Source organism: Methanolobus sp. ZRKC5 (assembly GCF_038446525.1).
GTDB lineage: Archaea > Halobacteriota > Methanosarcinia > Methanosarcinales > Methanosarcinaceae > Methanolobus.
On the sequence record NZ_CP151792.1, the window covers coordinates 1,795,696 to 1,814,677 of the forward strand.

Sequence of the window (18,982 nt, forward strand, 5' to 3'; positions counted from 1 at the left end):
GAAATCCGATGAAAGAAATCCATTTATCCGAATGTAAATTTTTAACATCTTCTATTTTATTAATGGCTGAACATCTTGAAAATGTAGCTGAAAAGCTTGACAAGGATTCTGTCCGGCAAATGCTGGGAGACATAATGAGTGCAAGGCGCATCTTTGTAATGGGCGCCGGTCGTTCTGGTCTTGTTGGAAGGGCATTTGCCATGAGGCTTATGCATCTTGGTTTTGCATCACATGTTGTGGGTGAAACTACGACTCCTGCTGTAAGTAAGGAAGATATAGTAATCGCTATTTCCGGTTCAGGACAGACGCGTTCAGTTTCAGATCTTGGAAAGGTTGCTAAAGATATTGGTGCTAAACTTGTTACAATTACTTCCAATAAGGCTTCCAAATTGGGCGAGTTATCTGATACTGTAATTGTTCTTCCAGGAAGGAATAAGGATGATGTGGGTGGCTATGTTGAACGTCACATGCGTGGTGAATACTCATACCTTACACCACTGGGAACTTCCTTTGAAACATCATCAAGTGTGTTCCTCGATGCTATTATCGCAGAGCTCATTTATATCACAGGTGCTTCTGAAGAGGACCTGAAATCCAGGCACACAAATATTGAATGAAGGGATAATTATGCCTGAATCGAAGTTCGCACAGAGGGTTTTGGATATAGACATCTCCGGGATCAGGAAGATGTTTGAAGGTGCAGGCCCAAACTCAATTAATCTTGGTCTTGGGCAGCCTGATTTTGACACTCCGCAGCACATCAAGCAGGCTGCAATAGATGCTATTAACGAAGGGTTCACGGGCTATACGGCAGGCCCGGGGATTCCTGAACTTCGTCAGGCTTTAAGTTCCAAATTCCAAAAAGAGAATAATTTCGCTGCTTCTGCTGATGAGATTATTGTTACTTCAGGTGCTTCAGAGGCACTTGAAATCGCAATTGCCTCATTGGTTGATCCGGGGGATGAAGTACTGGTGGCAAATCCTGGTTTTGTTTCTTACAACTCATTAGTGAGTCTGATGGGTGGTCGTGTAGTGCCCCTTCCTCTTGCAGATGATCTCACAATAAATCCTGAGGATGTCGTGGAGAAAATAACTCCAAAGACAAAGGCAATGATCATTAATTCTCCTGCAAATCCTACTGGTGCTGTTCAAAGTAAAAGTGATATGAAAGCATTTGCCCAGGTAGCAGATGACTATGGAATTACCATCATATCCGATGAGGTTTACGAGCATTTCATTTATGAGGGGGAACATGTCAGTCCTGCGCAGTTCTCTGATAATGTCATCACGGTAAATGCGGTATCCAAGACATTTTCCATGACTGGATGGAGAATTGGTTATGTTGCGGCGAGAAAAGAATATACTGAACAGATGATCAAGGTCCACCAATATGTACAGGCATGCGCGAACTCCATTGCACAGAAAGCTGCACTTGCGGCTATTGAAGGGCCAATGGATTCAGTGTTTGCCATGCGCGATGAGTTCAAAGCCCGCAGGGATATGCTTGTGGATGGCCTGAACTCAATTGGCTTGAACTGTGCTTCTCCAAAAGGCGCATTCTATGCTTTTCCGGAAGTTCCCGAAGGTTCAAAATCCGGAGAAATTGCATCAAAATTGGTATCCAATGGTGTTATTGTTGTTCCGGGGGCTGCATTTGGTGACCGTGGTGAAGGGCATATACGCCTTTCATATGCTTCATCGATGGAGAACCTAAAAAATGCGCTTGATATAATGAAAAAAGTGTTGTGATGATGACCTTACTGGTCATCTGTCATTATTTTCTTCTCTTCTTTAATTCTCTCTTTCTCTTTGATCTCTTTTTTAACCATCTCAATAAGGGTTGAGGTTACTTCACTGACACCTTCATTTGTTGCAGTAGACATTTTCATATCTACATAATCAAGTTCCCTGAATTGTGGCAGATCTGCCTTGTTTGCAACAACAAGTACCGGTAATTTAAATTCACTGCGGACCTCTTCAAGCATACGCTTCTGGTCTTCGATCTCGTATCCGCATGTTTCACTTGCATCAATGATAAAAAGAACCACAGCATCCAGGTTCCTTAGTGCAGTTATTGCCTGCAATTCAATTTCATTGCGATCTGACATTGGTCTGTCAAGAAGGCCGGGCGTGTCCAGTACCTGATACCTGTCATGGCCAACGAAGAAATGTCCGATAGAAACACCTTTGGTGGTAAATGGATATGGTGCTATCTCAGGCGTTGCTCCTGTGACCTTTGTGACATAACTTGATTTTCCTATGTTTGGGTATCCTGCAACCACAATGGTTGGCTCGTCATGTACTGAAGGAAGTTTTCGGAGTTTGTTCCTGGACTCATTCAGGAAAAGCAGGTCCTTATCGATTGAGCCTATAATGGATGAAAGACGCCCAAAACACTGTTTTCTAACAGGCAGGGGATCTCTGGTCTTTCTCATCTTTCCGACGTGATCCCTTGCAACCTCATGTATCTTTGCACTGGCCCAATCAAGCCTGCTAAGGGATTGTCTCATATCATCGACACCTACCATCACATCTGCAAGTTCATAATAGAATGGGGGCAGGTTCTCAAAAGTAGGGAATCTTCTAACTATATTCTTTAGGTTATCTGTAAGTATGTTAGCAGCTGTCAGTACCATAGACTCGTTCGCTTGAAGAGCGGTCTTTCTTCCGGTAATCGTTTTCCCTGACATTGCCCTAGTGGCTCTTCTGAACGATTTGTCCAGCAATTCATCCGCTGTAGGGACTGTATTTATTTTTTCAAAAATCATGTTCCTTCCTGTCGTTGGCTCAAATCACTTTAAGATATAAATTCCTGTTCCTTATAGGTGTATTCTCCTCTTATATCCTTAGGGGGTAATACTATATTTTATATATCTTCTTTGAGTATGTATAAACTAGATTTTAGTTTATGGACCGGTGATTTTATGGAACTGACTCCCATACAAAAAGATATTCTGATTGCATTGATTAATTTACAGAGAGAAAAAGACCGTGCTGTTAAAGGCGAAGAGATTGCAGAGCTTATTAGCCGTAACCCTGGCACTGTCCGAAATCAGATGCAATCTTTGAAAGTTCTTGGTCTTGTTGAAGGGGTTCCCGGTCCCAAAGGGGGCTATAAAGCAACAGGCGATGCTTATGAAGCTTTAAGTATCACTGCAATGGACCACGAGGCTGCAGTGCCAATCTATAGAAACGATATTCTTGTGGATGGCGCAACAGTAGCTGAGATAAGTTTCACTACAGTAAGACACCCGGATCTTTGCCATGGTATGATCAAGGTTCTTGGCAACATCAAGGGATTTGAACAGGGCGACCTTTTTCAGATTGGTCCCACACCTGTTAACAAATTAATAGTTCGTGGTGAGGTAGTGGGAAGGGATGACACAAAGAACACTCTTGTCTTCTCTATAAATGAAATGATCTCTCTCCCAAAGAAGCCTGTTAAGGACTATGCCCGTTTGAATATGATATCTATAAACGGAAATGCCTCTATTCAGGAAACTGCACGCTTGCTTGTAGACAACAGCATACATGGGGCACCTGTAATTGACAATGGTGAAATACTTGGTATTGTCACCTTCACGGATATAGGCGATGCTGTAGCAAAAGGTAAGATGACTGCTAAGGTCAAGGAAATTATGACCCGCGATCTTATAACTGTAGATTCAGAAACTTCGCTTTATGATGCTGTGAAGGTTTTTGACGAACACGACATCGGTTTTTTACTGGTTTCGTTCGACGGTGAGCCAAAAGGCGTCCTGTCCAAAAAGGATGTCTTCCACGAATTGATAGTTTATTAAAACTATTTTCTTCTTTTCTGAAGCTCGGTGGCAATTTCTTCGAGAGTTATTCCCTCAGCCACAAACATCACCATGAGGTGAAAAAGAAGATCTGATGATTCGTATATGATCTCTTCTCTTTTTCCGCTTTTCACAGCAAGTATAGTTTCAATTGATTCTTCCCCTACTTTTTCCAGTATTTTGTCAATACCTTTTCTGTGGTCGAGCAAGGAGCATACGTATGAATTCTCAACAGGGTTCTCTTTCCTGTCTTTTATGATCCCATATAATTCATTAAAAATTGAGATATCAGTATCTTGCATGATTAATCCTTTTCAAATATATGGTAATCATATTACATCTTTATGGTGCAAAGCCACTATTAAAGTTGAAAATCTTAAAAAGAAGTCTTAGTGACGTTGGTTGTAATCCACACACAATATGACGGGGTAGTGTTGGTTATTCCAACGTCTGAAACTATCATATAAATTTGAGTAATATATCTTTTGTGGTCTCTCATTGAAAAAAGAAAGATATCAGATCTTCCTTGGATCTGTTATCTCTCCGGTGAGTGCGGACGCTGCTGCTGTTGCAGGTGAACTCAGGTACACAAAGGACTGTGGGCTTCCTTCTCGTCCCTTGAAGTTACGGTTGGATGTTGCAAGTCCGACCTCACCATCACCGAGAAGGCCGAAAGAACCACCCATACATGGACCACAACATGGAGATTCTACCATTGCTCCTGCTTCCATGAATTGCTCTATATATCCCGCCCTGAGAACCTTCATGTATTCTGTCCTTGATGCAGGGATGATAAGGAGTCTTACTCCTTTTGCAACAGGCTCATCACCCATCATCTTGGCAACAACTTCAATATCTTCAAAACGTCCGTTGGTACAGGAACCTACGAATACCTGATCTACTTTTGTGCCTTCAACTTCTGTTACAGGTTTAACGTTGTCCACATTGTGGGGACATGCGACCTGTGGTTCAAGGTTGCTGACATCGTACTTATGAAGCTCACATTCAGCACCTTCATCTGATGCCCAGTATGGATCGAACTCATAGTCCGGTATGCGCTCTTTGAGGTATTTCTCGGTAACCGCATCAGCTTCTATTATACCTGCTTTTCCTCCCATTTCGATGGCCATGTTGGAAACGGTCATACGTTCGGATATTGGCATTGACCTGATGGTTGAACCTGCATATTCTGCAGCCTTGTATCTTGCACCTTCTGCACCCACATCTCCGATAAGATGGAGGATAACATCCTTGGAATAGACGTGCTTTGGAAGCTTTCCTTCGACTTCGAACCTTATGGTCTCAGGCACTTTGAACCAGAGCTTTCCTGATGCGAACACAGCTGCCATGTCGGTTGAACCGATACCTGTTGAGAACGCGCCAAGTGAACCATAGGCACAGGTGTGTGAGTCAGAACCTACTACCAGGTCTCCGGGTTTGACGTGTCCCTTCTCAGGCATTACCTGATGGCAGACACCTTCAAAAACGTCATAATTAATAATTCCCTGCTCTTTGGCAAATTTCCTGAGCATGGTGTGGTTGGCTGCAGCATTAAGTGAGTCTGCAGGAACCTGATGGTCGAAAAGAATAACTATCTTGCTTGGGTCCCATACCTTCTTTTCTTCCTTGTCCCTCATTATTTCGTAGAAACCGTCTACGGCAAGAGGTCCTGTGATGTCATGGGTCATTGCCCTGTCTATATTTGCCATTACGAATTCTCCGGCTTTTACCGTCTTACCGGCAGCCTTTGAAAAGATCTTCTCAGAGATCGTCATAGGTTCATTGTTAGTGGACATGTTTATTCCTGCATAATGTTTATTCATTATAAATCAATCGATAAGCTTAAATTCAAATATTTTTGTTATATTACAGGTTCCCTCACTATTATGAACGGCGTAATTTAAGTAGCCTTGCTTCATGTTAGATTCTGCGATAATCTGTCCATTTTCACCTTTTGTGAATCCATTATAGTTCTCATATGTAAGGATAGTATCCTGCAGTTCACACAGGTATCTTTTAAGCACCTGGTCAGCAATTTCTTTACTTTTTAGCCATGTGCTTTTCCTTCCCAGTCCTTCACATTCTGAAGTTTTGAGTTTGAGTCCTTCCATGTAGAATGGGTACGTGCTGCACAGGAGTGGTCTTAGTTTATATATTCTGCATCGGTTGTCCGTTTTTTCATCCGGGATAAAGGTGCAATCCCTGTTTTTTTTTCTGTGGAGCATCCATCCGAATGTATGGATATTGCCATCTTCATCTATCATGCCGGATTCTTTTTGAAAGCTGTATTCTTCTTCTGCAGAGTCCATTTCTATGTTTAATGGTTCTGCTATGTTATTCCATTCAATGTTGCTGCCGTTTTGTATGCTGCGGATCTCAGCAGGGACAACAGCAACCCGGTTATCTCCATGTTCCCGGCGGCAGCATTTCCCACACATCAGGCAATCAAATCCTATATTGTGGATCTCATCTGCAAGTTCATCGGTATCTATCTGTTTTGCAGTTTGCAACTCTTCTTCCAGCTGCATGATGAGGATATCTCTGAATCTGATGTTCATTTTCCGGTATCTCAAAATTAAGGATTTCTTAATGCAAAAAAGTAAGATTAGAAGAGGTTATTCATCTGCCTCTTCTACACCCACAGCTGCTAAGAATCTTTTTACAACTGCTTCATTGACAAGCCTGAGAAGGGTCTGACGGTCCTTTGCAGCGCTGAACACTCCCAGTGGAATCTGTGCTGCTGCTGCAGTTGCATGTCCTCCTCCTGCTTCTTCACCGAATGCACGTTTCATAATGTCGCCAAGGTTTACCCTGATGTCATTACTGCGGCCGGAAATGTATATCTTTTCTTCAGTGACGCCAAACACAATGGAAGTTGATATACCTTCGAGGTTAAGAAGATAGTCTGCTGCCTGTGGTAAAGTATCCCTGTTGCGTATACTTCCCACGTTGGAAAGCAGGTAACTTCCGACGACCTGACGTCTGTTTATGGCTTCACCAAGTACGTCCAGTGTTTCTATAGACATGGAAGGACGTTCCAGCTGTTCCAGTACGTCGTGGTCAGAGAGGGGATACAAATATGAAGCAGCTGAAAGATCGGCAGAATCAGTGTTCCTCTTAAAATCAAGTGTATCGGTCCTGATGCCGTAAAGCAGAGCAGTTGCCAGATCACTATTGATGTCCACGTTGAGTTCCTGCAGATACTTTGTCAGTATAGTGGCAGCTGCACCAACATTCGGACGAATGTCTATGAAGTCCGCATCAATTTCAGCGTCCGGAATGGGATGGTGGTCAATGATTATATTTACGCGTGTTTCAAGTGGCAGGGAATTATTTGCACCGGGTACTGAGCAGTCAACCAGTGCTAAATTCTCATATCCTGTGAATCCTACATCTTCCGCCCTGTACAGATCGATTCCAAGCAGGTTCACAAAAGCCTTGTTCTCCTGATGCCCAATTTCTCCATGATATATAATATCAGCAAGCACATTGAAGGACGCTGCAATCGTCTTTAGCGCAAGGGCACTGGAAATTGCATCCGGGTCCGGATTATCATGGACTACAATTGCAAGTTTCCTTCCTTTGTTTGCCTCAAACCACTGGGTCAGTTTATTTCCCCTTCGCATCGCTTCGGCACGCTCAAGTGATCTTGAAAGAGATTTTGCTACCATTCTGGGTGGCATGATGACAAGGTCTGCCCCCATAGTTTCCATTTCCTGCATGTTTATAACATCAGGGGCTCTCACTACGCAGTAAATATCCTGGGATACCTTGTTCCTGACATTCTTTAGGGCCGTAGCATTTGCTTTAGGGTCAGAGCTAAGGATAAGTATTCCTGCAAGATTCTTAGTATTGATAATGTCAAAAAGTGCAGGATCGCTGACATCACCAACAATAGCCTCGTAAGCTTCTTCGCGAAGTGTCTCTACTTTTTGGGAGTCCTTGTCCACTATGATGATCTCTTTGTCAAGTTCCCTTAATTCCTTGGCTAATGCAAAACCAAAACTCCCACTTCCTAATATGAGGTATGTGGGTTTGATCTTTGTTTTGTCAGTTGCGCTAATCTCCTTTGCAACGTTGTTAATAAAAACGACCTCCATTTCGTATAAGAGTTATATTAGCATAAAATAATTTTGAATATAATTATAGAAATAATACATCAACTGATAAATAGAATGCAAACTAAGGAATAAATAGGTAACCATGTTCTCTATCAGCTCTTTGAAAATGCGCTCTGTTGATTCTAACTGTGCATATCTTGGTCTCAGTCCGCTCCAATTGATGGAAAATGCAGGTGCTGCAATTGCCCGGGAAATAAGTTCCAGAATAAGTTCTGGAGAAGTTCTTTTTGTTTCAGGAAGGGGCAACAACGGGGGCGATACATTCGTTGCTGCAAGACACCTTGCGCTAAATGATGCTTACGATGTAAGGGTGATACTTCTGGGCCATTCTTCCCGTATCAGAACAGAAGAATCAATGCATAATTTTTCCCTTCTTACATACAGTGGTATAAAAGAACTAAGGGAAATTACTGACTCAAAAGAGCTGGAACAGTATTGCGGATGGAACAATGCTGATATTATTGTTGACGGGATTTTGGGTTCCGGGATAAAAGGTGCTCCAAGAGAGCCGGAATCTACTGCTATAGATCTGATAAATTCTTCCGGTTCGTATGTCCTCTCTATAGATTCCCCTTCAGGGTATGACCTTGATGGTGGAGAGATTGCAAAAAGTGTTTTTGCCGATATGACAATTACCTTTCATAGAATGAAAACCGGTCTGGAACTCCCTGGATGTGGCAAGTACACAGGTGCAGTGAAAGTGGTTCCTATCGGTGTCTGCATGGATGCAGAGGATTATGTGGGTCCCGGTGACCTGATGAACCTTGCTCACAGGGGACAACATTCTCATAAAGGGAACTCAGGTCGTGTTCTTGTGGTAGGTGGTGGTGCCTACTACGGGGCCCCGGGCCTTGCAGCCATGGCAGCACTTCGTACAGGTGCCGATATTGTGACAGTGGCAGTACCTGAGAACGTTGCAGACACAGTTGCCTCCTTCTCTTCTAATTTAATAGTTGTACCACTTTCAGGTAAGCGGCTGAACCCTGAAAATCTGCCTGTACTGAAGGGTCTTATAACATCTCATGATGTTGCTGTCATAGGACCTGGTATTGGCCGGGATGCAGAAACCCTTGAAACAGTGGAGCAACTCTTGACTTTCTGTAAAAAGGCAGTAGTTGATGCGGATGCACTTTTCAATCTGAATTTGCCTGTGAAAAGTGAGGGTGAATTCATTTTGACCCCTCATTCTGCGGAATTTTCCCGCTTATCGGGGATGGCAGTTCCTCACGCTCTTGATGAAATGAAAAATCTTGTAAACCAGTTTGCCGGGCAAAAAGAAGTCACACTGATCCTGAAAGGTGGAATTGATATAATTTCAAACGGGCAGATCATGCGGCTTAACAGAACAGGGAACGCAGGTATGACTGTAGGGGGTACAGGTGATGTACTAACAGGCATCACTGGAGCTTTGTTTGCAATCAATGATGCCATGGATGCCGCATCATGTGCGGTATTCATAAGTGGTGGCGCAGGCGACCTCGCTTTTGAAGAAAAGGGATCTGGTTTGCTTGCGACAGATATAATTGAACGGATTACAGATGTTATGTAGAGGTGTTTTGATATGGGGCAGGACAACAGAATAATAAACGTGGATATCGAAAGAAAGTGGGTACGAATAGCTATAAATCACGGAAAGGATGAGGAAATCCTTAAACTCAGCCTTACTGAGGCCACTGACCTGAAAGAACAACTAAATAGTACTATTGAGGATTACCTGCAAAGGCAGAACATAAGAATTGACTAAATAACGGTGATTCATTGGAAGCTAAATTCACACATATTGAAAACGACCGCGCGGTAATGGTGGACATCAGCAGCAAAGATGTCATTGTAAGGAAAGCGATAGCTTCCGGAGAGATAGTTCTCAATGATGCAACCATAGAAAGGATACGCACAGGGACTGTTGAGAAAGGCAATGTACTTTCCACTGCGCGAGTAGCTTCAATTCTTGCGGTTAAAAAGACCCCTGAACTTATTCCCATGTGTCATCAGATTCCAATAACTTCAGTGGATGTGGACTTTTCAATTTATGATAATATCGTTTGTGCAAAAGTAGAAGTACGTTCTGTGGGAAAGACCGGTGTTGAAATGGAAGCACTTACTGGTGTCTCAGTTGCCTTACTTACGGTATGGGACATGGTGAAGTCCGCAGAAAAAGACGAAACAGGCAACTATCCAGCTACCGGTATACAAAACATCAAGGTTCTTGAGAAAGTAAAAATGAACCAAAACTAATGTATTATAGTGGTACATTAGGGAGAATTCAAATTATCCATTAATCAAATCTTAAAGAGGTACATTATTTGAAAATCATAGGAGGACCAGCATCCCAGGCTCTTTCATCAAGGGTTGCAAGGGAGATGAATATCGACCCTACTGTGTGTGACTTTACAAAGTTTCCTGATGGGGAATTGTATTCACGCATACTTGATGAAGATGTGGATGAAGTTACCATTATCCAGAGTACGACTACGGACTCTGATCTTGTTGCATTACTGCAGCTGATAGACGCCTGCGAGGATTCACCTGTCATAAATGTGGTCATACCCTACATGGGATATGCAAGGCAGGATAAAAAATTCAAAACCGGTGAACCCATAACCGCAAGGGCAATTGCAAGGACGATCAACGCTGACAGGATATTTACTGTGAATATCCATGAGTCCAGTGTGCTGAACTATTTCAACGCAGACGCTTTTGACCTGGATGCATCCCGTTTGATCGGTTACCACATAAGGTCTCTTAATCTCAGCGATCCCCTGATAGTATCACCTGACAAGGGTGCAATAAGCCTTGCAGAAAATACTGCAGATGACGTGGGTTTTGAATTTGATTATCTGGAAAAGGTCCGTCATTCAGGTGACACCGTTTCTATCAAGGCCAAGCATGTTGACGTAATGGACAGGGATATCATCATCATTGATGATATGATAGCCACAGGGGGCACCATGGCAGAATCAATAAAATTGCTTAAATCCCAGGGTGCAAAGGATGTTTATCTTGCATGTGTCCATCCGGTATTGGCAAGAAATGCTGTGTTGCGCTTATTCAATGCGGGGGTAAAAGATATCATTGCAACAGATACAATAGAAAAAGCACAGAGTTGTGTCAGTGTTGCGCCTCTCATAGCCAATGCTTTAAGAAGTATATAATCATTATTATATTGAGGATTGATCATGACGTTACCCGATGTTTGCCCCAGGGACGGAGTTTCCCACTGTAAGAAGAAAGACTGCCACCTTTACGTAGTCGAATGGCGTACAGGGGACGAGCAATGCGTAATAGGGTATAGTTCAACTCATAAAGAGCTTTCAAAGTCCATGCCAATGGAAGACACCTATGCCCAAAGTACACGCACAAGGCTTGGCAAACAAACAGGGCGTGAAAGCAGATCCTGGCCGGAACCTGGTGTTGGTAAGGCAGCTGAAAGGAAGCATCTTGAAAGACCTGTATATGATAATGTTGAAACCATTGTTGCAAAGCCTGAAATGAAGCCGGTTTTTGTTGAGGGCCAGGAAGAAGTGGTTGTCAACAACAAAGATACTACGGTTATTGAATCAAGGCACAGTGATGAGAAAAAGGAAAAAGATAGCAGGAAAATCAAGTCTCTGGATGAGGTGATGGACCTGGATCTTCCTGAGAACTATGAGAAAGAATTTTGGGAATAGTTCTTCTTTATAATTATGGAAAATGGAACATTTTGCAGAGTCTACGATTTGCTTCTGGATGAACTGGGGCCACAATACTGGTGGCCTGCAGACACGGCATTTGAGGTTGTTATAGGGGCTTTGCTTACCCAACAGACAAAATGGACAAATGTAGAAAAAGCTATTATTGGCCTGAAAGGAAATAATCTTCTTGAAGTCCAGGCTCTTGCAGATGCCGATATTGAATTGCTGGAAGAGCTTGTGAAATGTTGCGGTTTTTACCGGCAGAAGGCTTCTCGTCTTAAGGAAATAGCAACTTTTTTTGCACAGCAGGGGATAGAGAATGTTTTTTCCATGCCTGTGGAGGAACTTCGCAAGATAATGTTGTCCCTTAAAGGTATTGGAAATGAAACTGCAGATAGTATTGTACTCTACGCTGCCAATAAACCCAAATTCGTCATAGATGCCTATACAACCCGCATGATGAAATGTATCGGTATCCAGGGCAATTATATGCAATTACAACGGATGTTTGAGGCAGAACTTCCTGAAGATATCGAAATATATAAGGAATACCATGCTCTCATAGTTGAGTACTCAAAAGTCTATTGTGGCAGAAACCGATGTGATGAATGTATTCTGAAGGAATTGAATGAGAATGGACATTGAAACCTATAAAATGATATATGACCGCCTGGAAAGTGTCAATGACATAGAATGCGTTGCTCAACAGTTTGCGCAGCCTCTTGGTACTATCCATTCCATACTTAATCAGAAGATCGTTACAAAGGTAAAGAGGATTTTCTCAAAGGTTAAGAACAAGGGCCACAGGCATTACAGGCAGTGGAAAAAAGGCAACAGTATATCAGATATCGCAAAGAAAAATGATATACCTGCGACTCTTATGGTTTCAATGCTGCTCAAGGAGATGGGTATTCCAAAGAAAGGTTTCCTAAGGAACCTGGATGATTATCCGGATGGCCGCCTCAAAAAGGAAGTTCTGGAAGCAATGGAATTCGATTACTTCTTTTCCCCGAAGGCACATGATCTGTATGCGGAAAAGGGAGAACTGGGGGAATCTGTTCTTGCTACATGGCTTACTGAAAAAGGATTGACTTACAGATCAGAAAATGACTTGAGAGCCGAGGGCTTCACAAAAACTCCTGACTTTCTGCTGGATGAAGAACTTGAGGTCGATGGTGTACAGGTTTCCTGGATAGAAAGCAAGGCTCTTTTTGGTGATGAGAAGGAACATGCCTATTATATTAAAAAACAGTTCAGGGAATACGAGGAGAATTATGGTATCGGCATGATAGTTTACTGGTACGGTTTCATTGATGACATCAGTTATAATGGTAATCTCATAAAGGATTACGAGTTCTTCGGTGAGGACTGGGATATGGTCGAAGAACTTCTGAACTTCAAGACTTATTGGTAGAATTTGCTACTCTTATTCATTCAGTTCTTTTTTTGACATGACATTTTTTGTATATACTTGATATACACCTTCCTCGTCATATACAACCACTTCTTTATTGATGGTGGCATGGTTTCCGTGAACAACTAAAAAAGGCCATAGCTCGTTTGTCTCAGGATCTCGTTGGTTTTTCATATTGAAGATATCCTCTGAAGTGCTTATCGACATCCTGTGTAAACTCTGGGTAATACGAGTCATATTTATCAGAATACTACCTGTTTATTAATATCTTTCGAGTTGCATTTGTATTAGGTCACCATCTGTCCGTAAGGGGACAATAACTTCTTACTCGAATCCTGATTGTATTTTCTTCTTAAGCAAAGATTATAATAGTAACAATCATCTAAGGTTACTGGCTTTCAAACAGCTAAACATTCAATATTCTTATTCATAGATCGGTGAAATAATGGCAGAGATTACACATTGGGCAGATGTCATAGCAGACGAGGTGTTAGCAAAGGGCAAAAAACATCTTGTTGCAACAGGCATCACTCCCTCAGGTCACATTCATATTGGTAACATGCGCGAGGTCGTAACCGCAGATGTAGCATACAGGGCTCTTATTGACAAAGGTGCAGAGGCTGAGTTCATCTACATTGCAGATACCTACGACCCACTTAGAAAAGTCTATCCTTTTCTGGATGAAAGTTATGCAGAACATGTTGGTAAACCTCTTTCGGAGGTTCCATGTCCATGCGGCGAACACAAGAATTATTCGGAACACTTCCTTGAACCTTTCCTGGAAGCTCTTGATCATCTGGGAATCCATCCGAAAGTCTACAGGGCAGATGAGCTCTACAAAGAGGGGGTCTATGTTGAAGCTATAAAACAGGCTCTTGCAAAGAAGGATGAGATCGCAGAAATCCTGCAGAAGAGATCTGGCAAGGTTCCGGTCGAGACCTGGAATCCTTTCAATCCGATTTGCCTTGAATGTGGTAAGGTCAACACGACAATTGTAACTGGTTTTGATCTGGATGCAGAGACTGTGGGTTATGATTGTTCATGCGGACACAGTGGAACAGTATCTATGAAGGGTGGCGGTAAACTCACATGGCGTGTGGACTGGCCAGCCAGGTGGAAGGCACTTGGGGTTTCAGTAGAGCCTTTCGGAAAAGATCATGCATCAAGGGGCGGTTCATATGATACGGGGCAGGATATAGTCAAAGATATATTCGGATATGAGGCTCCGCATCCAATAGTCTATGAATGGATCATGCTTGGTCAAAAAGGTGCCATGTCATCATCAACAGGTGTTGTTGTTTCCATTTCAGATATGCTTAAGGTAGTCCCTCCTGAGGTACTGCGTTACCTTATCATCCGCACAAAGCCTGAAAAGCATATAAGGTTCGACCCGGCATTACCGCTGCTCACACTTGTTGATGAGTTCGAACGCCTGCAATCAAGTGACAAGGCTACATCATACGATAAAAGGATGATAGAGCTCTCACACGCAGCAGGGCTTTGCCATACGGATATCCCCTTTAAGCACATGACTACGATATATCAGGTTGCAGCAGGCGATTTTGATAGAATAATGAACATTGTCAAAAGAGCAGGCTATGATACTTCAAATGAAAAGTGCATACGTGAACTTACTGATAATGTAGGAAACTGGCTTGAGATGTATGCTCCTGACAATGCAAAGTTCAGTGTACAAGAAGGAATATCTGTAAATGCTGCAAATCTCACTCCCTTCCAGAGAGCATTCCTGAACTCATTCTCAGACATGCTGGAAAAAAGTGGTGAATTGACAGGTGAGGACTATCATAATCTGGTATATTCCTCAAAGGAAGCTGGCTCCGAATTAAATACAATGATAGCGGCTGCAGTGGATGTAAGCCCGGAGTCATTGGAAGTAAATCCTAAGGAACTCTTCAAGGCAATATACATCTCTGTACTCGACCAGGCATCAGGTCCAAAGGCAGGCTGGTTCCTTTCCTCACTCGAGAAGGACTTCCTTATCAAACGCTTCAGGGATGCAGCAGCATACAGACCCTGATCATGGAAAACAGTTCTTTCCCGGGCAATAGTTCAAAGTCTCATTTCTTTGCCTGGGATGAAGAATACAAACATGTGACATGGGGGGGTCCCAGGTCGATATCAATGCTTGAGGGGTTGATAATCCCTTCATCCCGTGTGCTTGATCTTGGTTGTGGAAATGGCAGATTCCTTCTTCCTCTATCCCGTAAATATGAGTCAGTGGGTACTGATGTATCAGCAACTGCTGTTAGCAGGGCTCGCTCTTACATTTCCAAGAACAATAGCAATGATAATTCGCAGGCTGAATGCCTTGTATCAAGCATAACCTCCCTTCCTTTTTCTGATAATTCTTTTGATGCTGTCCTTTGTCTTGGTGTCGTCCAGCATCTGATGGAAGAGGAAAGACAGATGGCAATAAGTGAGATTAAGAGAATCATGAAAAGCGGAGCTATTCTTGTCATTGAAGTTTTCGGGACCGGGGATATGAGATACGGTGGCGAAGAGATCGAAAAAAACACCTTCTGCAGGAAAAGCGGTATTATATACCACTACTTTACGAAAGAGGAGCTTTCATCTCTGCTCTGCGGATTTGAAATTATAGAAATGAAAGATAATATCTCAGAGAAAATATTTGATGGCAAGCCACACAGGCGCCATCAGCTAAGGGCAATAGTCCGCCTTTAGAATGCAATTCCAAGATAGCTTAATGCAATTATCAGCAATGCACCTACGATGCCTGCAATTGCACAGACCAAAATGACTATCCAGTCGTAAGCAATTTCCAGTCCAAATACCAGATTTGCGACAACGAGCACTATAAGTCCCATGATAGTGTTAATTACCATGTTTTTTACAGTCTTTAATACCTTCCAGAGAAGAATTGCAGCTACGATAGCTACGATAAGAATCACTATTTCAGTTACCATGATCACCACTTTTATATTACGATGATAAGTATTTAATGATTACTAAAAAATTAAGGTTTGTTGGAAGCTTTAAGGAATAGGTCAATTTCTTCCTTCATGGCATTGATACTATCATATTCTTTGGTGATGATTCTTTTATCTCCAAGTATCATCGCAGAAACGTTTGAATCAGGCGTGTGCAAACACAGGACCGGAAGTTCCCTGTGTAGTGCGCTGGAAATTTCATAACCAACGCCAATAGAAGGAATGCTCACTTCAGCTATAACGCAGTGGCTTTTTTCAAGGAACTCCATGTCACGTATGTATATCTCCCGCTCTGTTAGCAGAGATTCGGTTTTTTCAAGTTCCGGGTCAGCTACATGCCAGCTAAGTACATCATGTCCATTCTCTTGAAGATAGCTACACATCTCAATATAAGTGGACAGCATATCCCTGCCTCCTCTGATTGATGCTGAAAGGAATACGTTCATAGTACCCCTCTGTGGTAATGTCCTCTTGTGGGATATTCACTAATATCACTGGATTCCCATGCTTGCCTTTTGTTTTTACTGAGGTGAGAATCGATTCCATCCCTGTAGGCACGTGTAGCTTTTTCCACATGTTCGTTCTTCATCGTTCTTGCATCTATTCTGAGTCTTGAAAGACCTGCATTGATAAGGTGTGGTACGTCTTCCAGCAGGCAGAGCTCCCTTGAATTATATACATGTGTTCTGCAATCTGAATCAGTTCGTACCAGGAATTCATAACCTTTCTCATCAACTAACTCGAATTTGCCACTCTTACAATGGGAACCGCAATCTTCCTTGTTGCCCAGTATGCCACCTATAAGACAATGTTCAGATTCCATTACCTGAATGCCGCCGTGTACGATGTATTCACAATTGCCGTATTTTGCTATCTTTGTTATCTGTCCGAGATTCATTTCCGCTGAAAGAACCACAGTGTCTGCGCCTTTCTCTGTCAGGAATTCAAGAGTATTCCGGTTGAATACATTCATGGGACTGTCAGTTATAATTTTCATATCGGATGCTGCTGATTCCAAAATCCTTCTGAAAACTCCCGCATTTGCGACTACAACTCCACTAAAGCCGAGCTTTTTTGCCAGTTCTATCCTGTCCGTAAGTTTTCCCATTTCCGCATCTTTTACGATCACAGGGGTATGAAGGTACAATGGTATTTCTTTTTCTGTAGCAAAAGCAATGGCTGAGCTCCACTCTTCATTTTCAAGCATCTTTCCATCGCTATCAAGATATACGATATCTGCTCCACCCTTGATTGCAGATTTGAGGGCTTTGGAATTGTTAACACTGACAGAAAGCAGTATTCTTTCTTCACTGCTCTCCGGTTCATGCTCTTCTTTTTCTTCCACTGCTGTTGGGGCACTATCAGTGGCAGGCTTGATGTGTGGCTGTCTTCTGTACTTGTCTATTCTCAATTTTTCAAGTTCTGATATTGCTTCAGTCCTTGCGTTGTTCAGTTCCTTTATGGGTATGAATGCGTCTTCAGGGATATCTATCTTGATATCAGCAGGCTCAAAAACTGTGTTTCCTGTCTTGGAAAGTTGTTTTTTCACATCTTCTGCAGTTGTTGGCCTCTTCTGGGATTTTTCAACCACATAATCTGAAATAACCTTTGAGCTGTTATTTTCATCATCAGAAACTGAGAGTTCCATTTTCTCTCCGATGTGTGCCTTCATACTAACGGATACAGGGATTTTGCGTATTGGTGAAGGTGAGCTAAATGAACTCTGTAGCTCTTTCATCAAGGAATCATCCAGTGTTTTGTAAACGATTGTTCCGGCCTTAAGTTTCTCTTCAAAATTAGTGGAGATGATGTCACCATTTCCTGCATTCTTTACCGGCTCGTTATCAACGAACATCCCTCTTATTATGGTTCCTGACTCACGGTAGCCTTCAAAACCAATTCCATCTCCGAGTTCAAGTTCTCCGGTGAGTTCTATTAGCAGGCTGCTGCGTTTCTGGTTGTATCCACTCACTTTTCCAATTATGATGCCCTGGTTATGTGGTCTTTGGCGGCTCATAAGGTCACCTGCCGGGTCACCTTCGAAATAAGCTGTTGTGAATTCCCTGTTGAAGAGCTGCTCAAGTTGTGTGGATTCTTCTTGAGTTACGAAGTAATTGTCGGGGTCCGCTGCAAACCTATCTATCAGGCGACGGTATATGCTTACAACCCCGGCAACGTATTCGGGGCGTTTCATACGACCTTCTATTTTGAAGGAATCAATTCCTGAATTTACGAGTTCAGGTAGTAACTCTGATGTGTTTAGATCTTTTGGACTTAAAAGATATTTTCCTTCTGTTTTTGTTTCCAGTCCGTTATTCAGTAATTTGTATTGTTTGCGGCATGGTTGGGCGCAGTAGCCACGGTTACCACTCCTGCCTCCTATCAAACTGCTCATGAGACACTGACCTGAGTAGCAGATACAGAGTGCTCCGTGAACGAAAGCCTCAATTTCTACTCCTGTTTCTGATTTGATAATTTTTATCTCTTCAAGTGAGAGTTCCCTTGCAAGGACTGCTCTTTTGACACCCATTTCCTTCAGTAAAAGGACTCCTTCGGTGTTGTGTGTGGTCATCTGGGTGCTTGCGTGCACCGGAAGTGTGAGGACCATTTCTCTGGCAAGTGCCAATAAGCCCATGTCCTGCACAATAATGGCATCTGTTCCCAGCTCATCAAGGGTGTACATGAGTCTAAGGGCCATTTTCATCTCACTGTCCTTGATGAGTGTGTTCATGGTAACGTAGACCTTAACTCCCCGAAGGTGGGCGAAGTCAAGCGCCTCTTTAAATTCCTCTATGGTGAAATTGCCTGCGTATGCCCTGGCGCTGAAATCCTTGATTCCAAGATATACTGCATCTGCACCGTTCTCTACGGCAGCTACGAGGGATTCCATATTTCCGGCAGGGGCTAAAAGTTCAGGAGTTCTAAGCATGATATTTGCTCAGATGAGGTTAGAGTATATAAAAGATAGCCAAAAAAGCGGGTTAAAAAATGAGTTAAAAAGTTAAAG

General features: G+C 42.7%; 21 protein-coding genes. 12 read left to right on the forward strand and 9 right to left on the reverse strand.

The annotated features are described in order from the left end of the window. The first annotated feature begins 8 nt into the window (after nucleotides 1–8). Both hxlB and WN948_RS08840 read left to right on the forward strand, forming a co-directional pair. Nucleotides 9–617: a 6-phospho-3-hexuloisomerase gene (hxlB, locus tag WN948_RS08835; RefSeq protein ID WP_342303842.1), complete on the forward strand. Its 609-nt coding sequence runs from the start codon at nucleotides 9–11 to the stop codon at nucleotides 615–617. 10 nt (nucleotides 618–627) lie between these two features. Continuing rightward, on the forward strand, nucleotides 628–1,749 hold the full coding sequence (locus WN948_RS08840) for a pyridoxal phosphate-dependent aminotransferase (RefSeq protein ID WP_342303843.1): 1,122 nt from the start codon (nucleotides 628–630) through the stop codon (nucleotides 1,747–1,749). Nucleotides 1,750–1,757: 8 nt separating this feature from the next. Here the strand turns inward: WN948_RS08840 and WN948_RS08845 are convergent, their stop codons facing one another. After that, entirely contained in the window at nucleotides 1,758–2,768 is a 1,011-nt protein-coding gene (locus WN948_RS08845) for an NOG1 family protein (protein ID WP_342303844.1), read from the reverse strand. Nucleotides 2,769–2,924: 156 nt separating this feature from the next. On the opposite strand from WN948_RS08845, the gene WN948_RS08850 reads away from it, so the two are divergent. Continuing rightward, entirely contained in the window at nucleotides 2,925–3,800 is an 876-nt protein-coding gene (locus tag WN948_RS08850) for a CBS domain-containing protein (protein ID WP_342303845.1), read from the forward strand. Between the two features lie 2 nt (nucleotides 3,801–3,802). Here the strand turns inward: WN948_RS08850 and hisE are convergent, their stop codons facing one another. The 4 genes from hisE to WN948_RS08870 form a co-directional block, all read right to left on the reverse strand. Continuing rightward, on the reverse strand, nucleotides 3,803–4,102 hold the full coding sequence (gene hisE, locus WN948_RS08855) for a phosphoribosyl-ATP diphosphatase (RefSeq protein ID WP_342303846.1): 300 nt from the start codon (nucleotides 4,100–4,102) through the stop codon (nucleotides 3,803–3,805). 213 nt (nucleotides 4,103–4,315) lie between these two features. Further along, entirely contained in the window at nucleotides 4,316–5,596 is a 1,281-nt protein-coding gene (locus WN948_RS08860; protein ID WP_342303847.1) for a 3-isopropylmalate dehydratase large subunit, read from the reverse strand. Between the two features lie 33 nt (nucleotides 5,597–5,629). After that, the gene (locus WN948_RS08865; protein ID WP_342303848.1) at nucleotides 5,630–6,358 is read right to left on the reverse strand and encodes a YkgJ family cysteine cluster protein; all 729 of its coding nucleotides are present in this window, start codon (nucleotides 6,356–6,358) and stop codon (nucleotides 5,630–5,632) included. 57 nt (nucleotides 6,359–6,415) lie between these two features. Next, entirely contained in the window at nucleotides 6,416–7,900 is a 1,485-nt protein-coding gene (locus tag WN948_RS08870; protein ID WP_342303849.1) for a DHH family phosphoesterase, read from the reverse strand. Nucleotides 7,901–8,003: 103 nt separating this feature from the next. On the opposite strand from WN948_RS08870, the gene WN948_RS08875 reads away from it, so the two are divergent. From WN948_RS08875 to WN948_RS08905, 7 genes are all read left to right on the forward strand, one after another. Then, the gene (locus tag WN948_RS08875) at nucleotides 8,004–9,470 is read left to right on the forward strand and encodes an NAD(P)H-hydrate dehydratase (protein WP_342303850.1); all 1,467 of its coding nucleotides are present in this window, start codon (nucleotides 8,004–8,006) and stop codon (nucleotides 9,468–9,470) included. 12 nt (nucleotides 9,471–9,482) lie between these two features. After that, nucleotides 9,483–9,665 (forward strand): hypothetical protein, encoded by a 183-nt coding sequence (locus tag WN948_RS08880; RefSeq protein ID WP_342303851.1) that lies wholly within the window; start codon nucleotides 9,483–9,485, stop codon nucleotides 9,663–9,665. Nucleotides 9,666–9,679: 14 nt separating this feature from the next. Then, a complete protein-coding gene (gene moaC, locus WN948_RS08885; RefSeq protein WP_342303852.1) occupies nucleotides 9,680–10,156 on the forward strand; it encodes a cyclic pyranopterin monophosphate synthase MoaC in 477 nt (158 codons plus the stop codon). Nucleotides 10,157–10,224: 68 nt separating this feature from the next. Continuing rightward, a complete protein-coding gene (locus tag WN948_RS08890; protein ID WP_342303853.1) occupies nucleotides 10,225–11,073 on the forward strand; it encodes a ribose-phosphate diphosphokinase in 849 nt (282 codons plus the stop codon). 24 nt (nucleotides 11,074–11,097) lie between these two features. Continuing rightward, a complete protein-coding gene (locus WN948_RS08895; protein ID WP_342303854.1) occupies nucleotides 11,098–11,589 on the forward strand; it encodes a hypothetical protein in 492 nt (163 codons plus the stop codon). A gap of 48 nt (nucleotides 11,590–11,637) precedes the next feature. Further along, nucleotides 11,638–12,237, forward strand: coding sequence for an endonuclease (locus tag WN948_RS08900; RefSeq protein ID WP_342303855.1), 600 nt, complete (start codon nucleotides 11,638–11,640; stop codon nucleotides 12,235–12,237). Next, nucleotides 12,221–13,006, forward strand: a complete 786-nt coding sequence (locus tag WN948_RS08905; RefSeq protein ID WP_342303856.1) for a C15orf41 family protein — start codon at nucleotides 12,221–12,223, stop codon at nucleotides 13,004–13,006. The genes WN948_RS08900 and WN948_RS08905 overlap by 17 nt, the downstream gene beginning before the upstream one ends. 12 nt (nucleotides 13,007–13,018) lie before the next feature. On the opposite strand, the gene WN948_RS08910 is transcribed toward WN948_RS08905, so the two are convergent. Next, nucleotides 13,019–13,180: a hypothetical protein gene (locus WN948_RS08910; protein ID WP_342303857.1), complete on the reverse strand. Its 162-nt coding sequence runs from the start codon at nucleotides 13,178–13,180 to the stop codon at nucleotides 13,019–13,021. A gap of 271 nt (nucleotides 13,181–13,451) precedes the next feature. Between WN948_RS08910 and lysS the strand changes: the two genes are divergently transcribed. Then, nucleotides 13,452–15,044, forward strand: a complete 1,593-nt coding sequence (gene lysS / locus WN948_RS08915; RefSeq protein WP_342303858.1) for a lysine--tRNA ligase — start codon at nucleotides 13,452–13,454, stop codon at nucleotides 15,042–15,044. A 2-nt stretch (nucleotides 15,045–15,046) separates the two neighbouring features. After that, nucleotides 15,047–15,709, forward strand: coding sequence for a methyltransferase domain-containing protein (locus WN948_RS08920; RefSeq protein ID WP_342303859.1), 663 nt, complete (start codon nucleotides 15,047–15,049; stop codon nucleotides 15,707–15,709). On the opposite strand, the gene WN948_RS08925 is transcribed toward WN948_RS08920, so the two are convergent. From WN948_RS08925 to WN948_RS08935, 3 genes are read right to left on the reverse strand one after another with little or no spacing between them, the layout of a single operon-like run. Then, complete coding sequence (locus WN948_RS08925) at nucleotides 15,706–15,951, reverse strand: pro-sigmaK processing inhibitor BofA family protein (protein ID WP_342303860.1); 246 nt, start codon at nucleotides 15,949–15,951, stop codon at nucleotides 15,706–15,708. The two genes, WN948_RS08920 and WN948_RS08925, sit on opposite strands and share 4 nt — an antisense overlap. A 50-nt stretch (nucleotides 15,952–16,001) precedes the next feature. Continuing rightward, on the reverse strand, nucleotides 16,002–16,421 hold the full coding sequence (locus WN948_RS08930) for a nucleoside 2-deoxyribosyltransferase (protein ID WP_342303862.1): 420 nt from the start codon (nucleotides 16,419–16,421) through the stop codon (nucleotides 16,002–16,004). Continuing rightward, nucleotides 16,418–18,904, reverse strand: a complete 2,487-nt coding sequence (locus WN948_RS08935) for a DUF3656 domain-containing protein (protein WP_342303863.1) — start codon at nucleotides 18,902–18,904, stop codon at nucleotides 16,418–16,420. Before WN948_RS08935 ends, WN948_RS08930 begins: the two co-directional genes overlap by 4 nt. Nucleotides 18,905–18,982 lie beyond the last annotated feature (78 nt).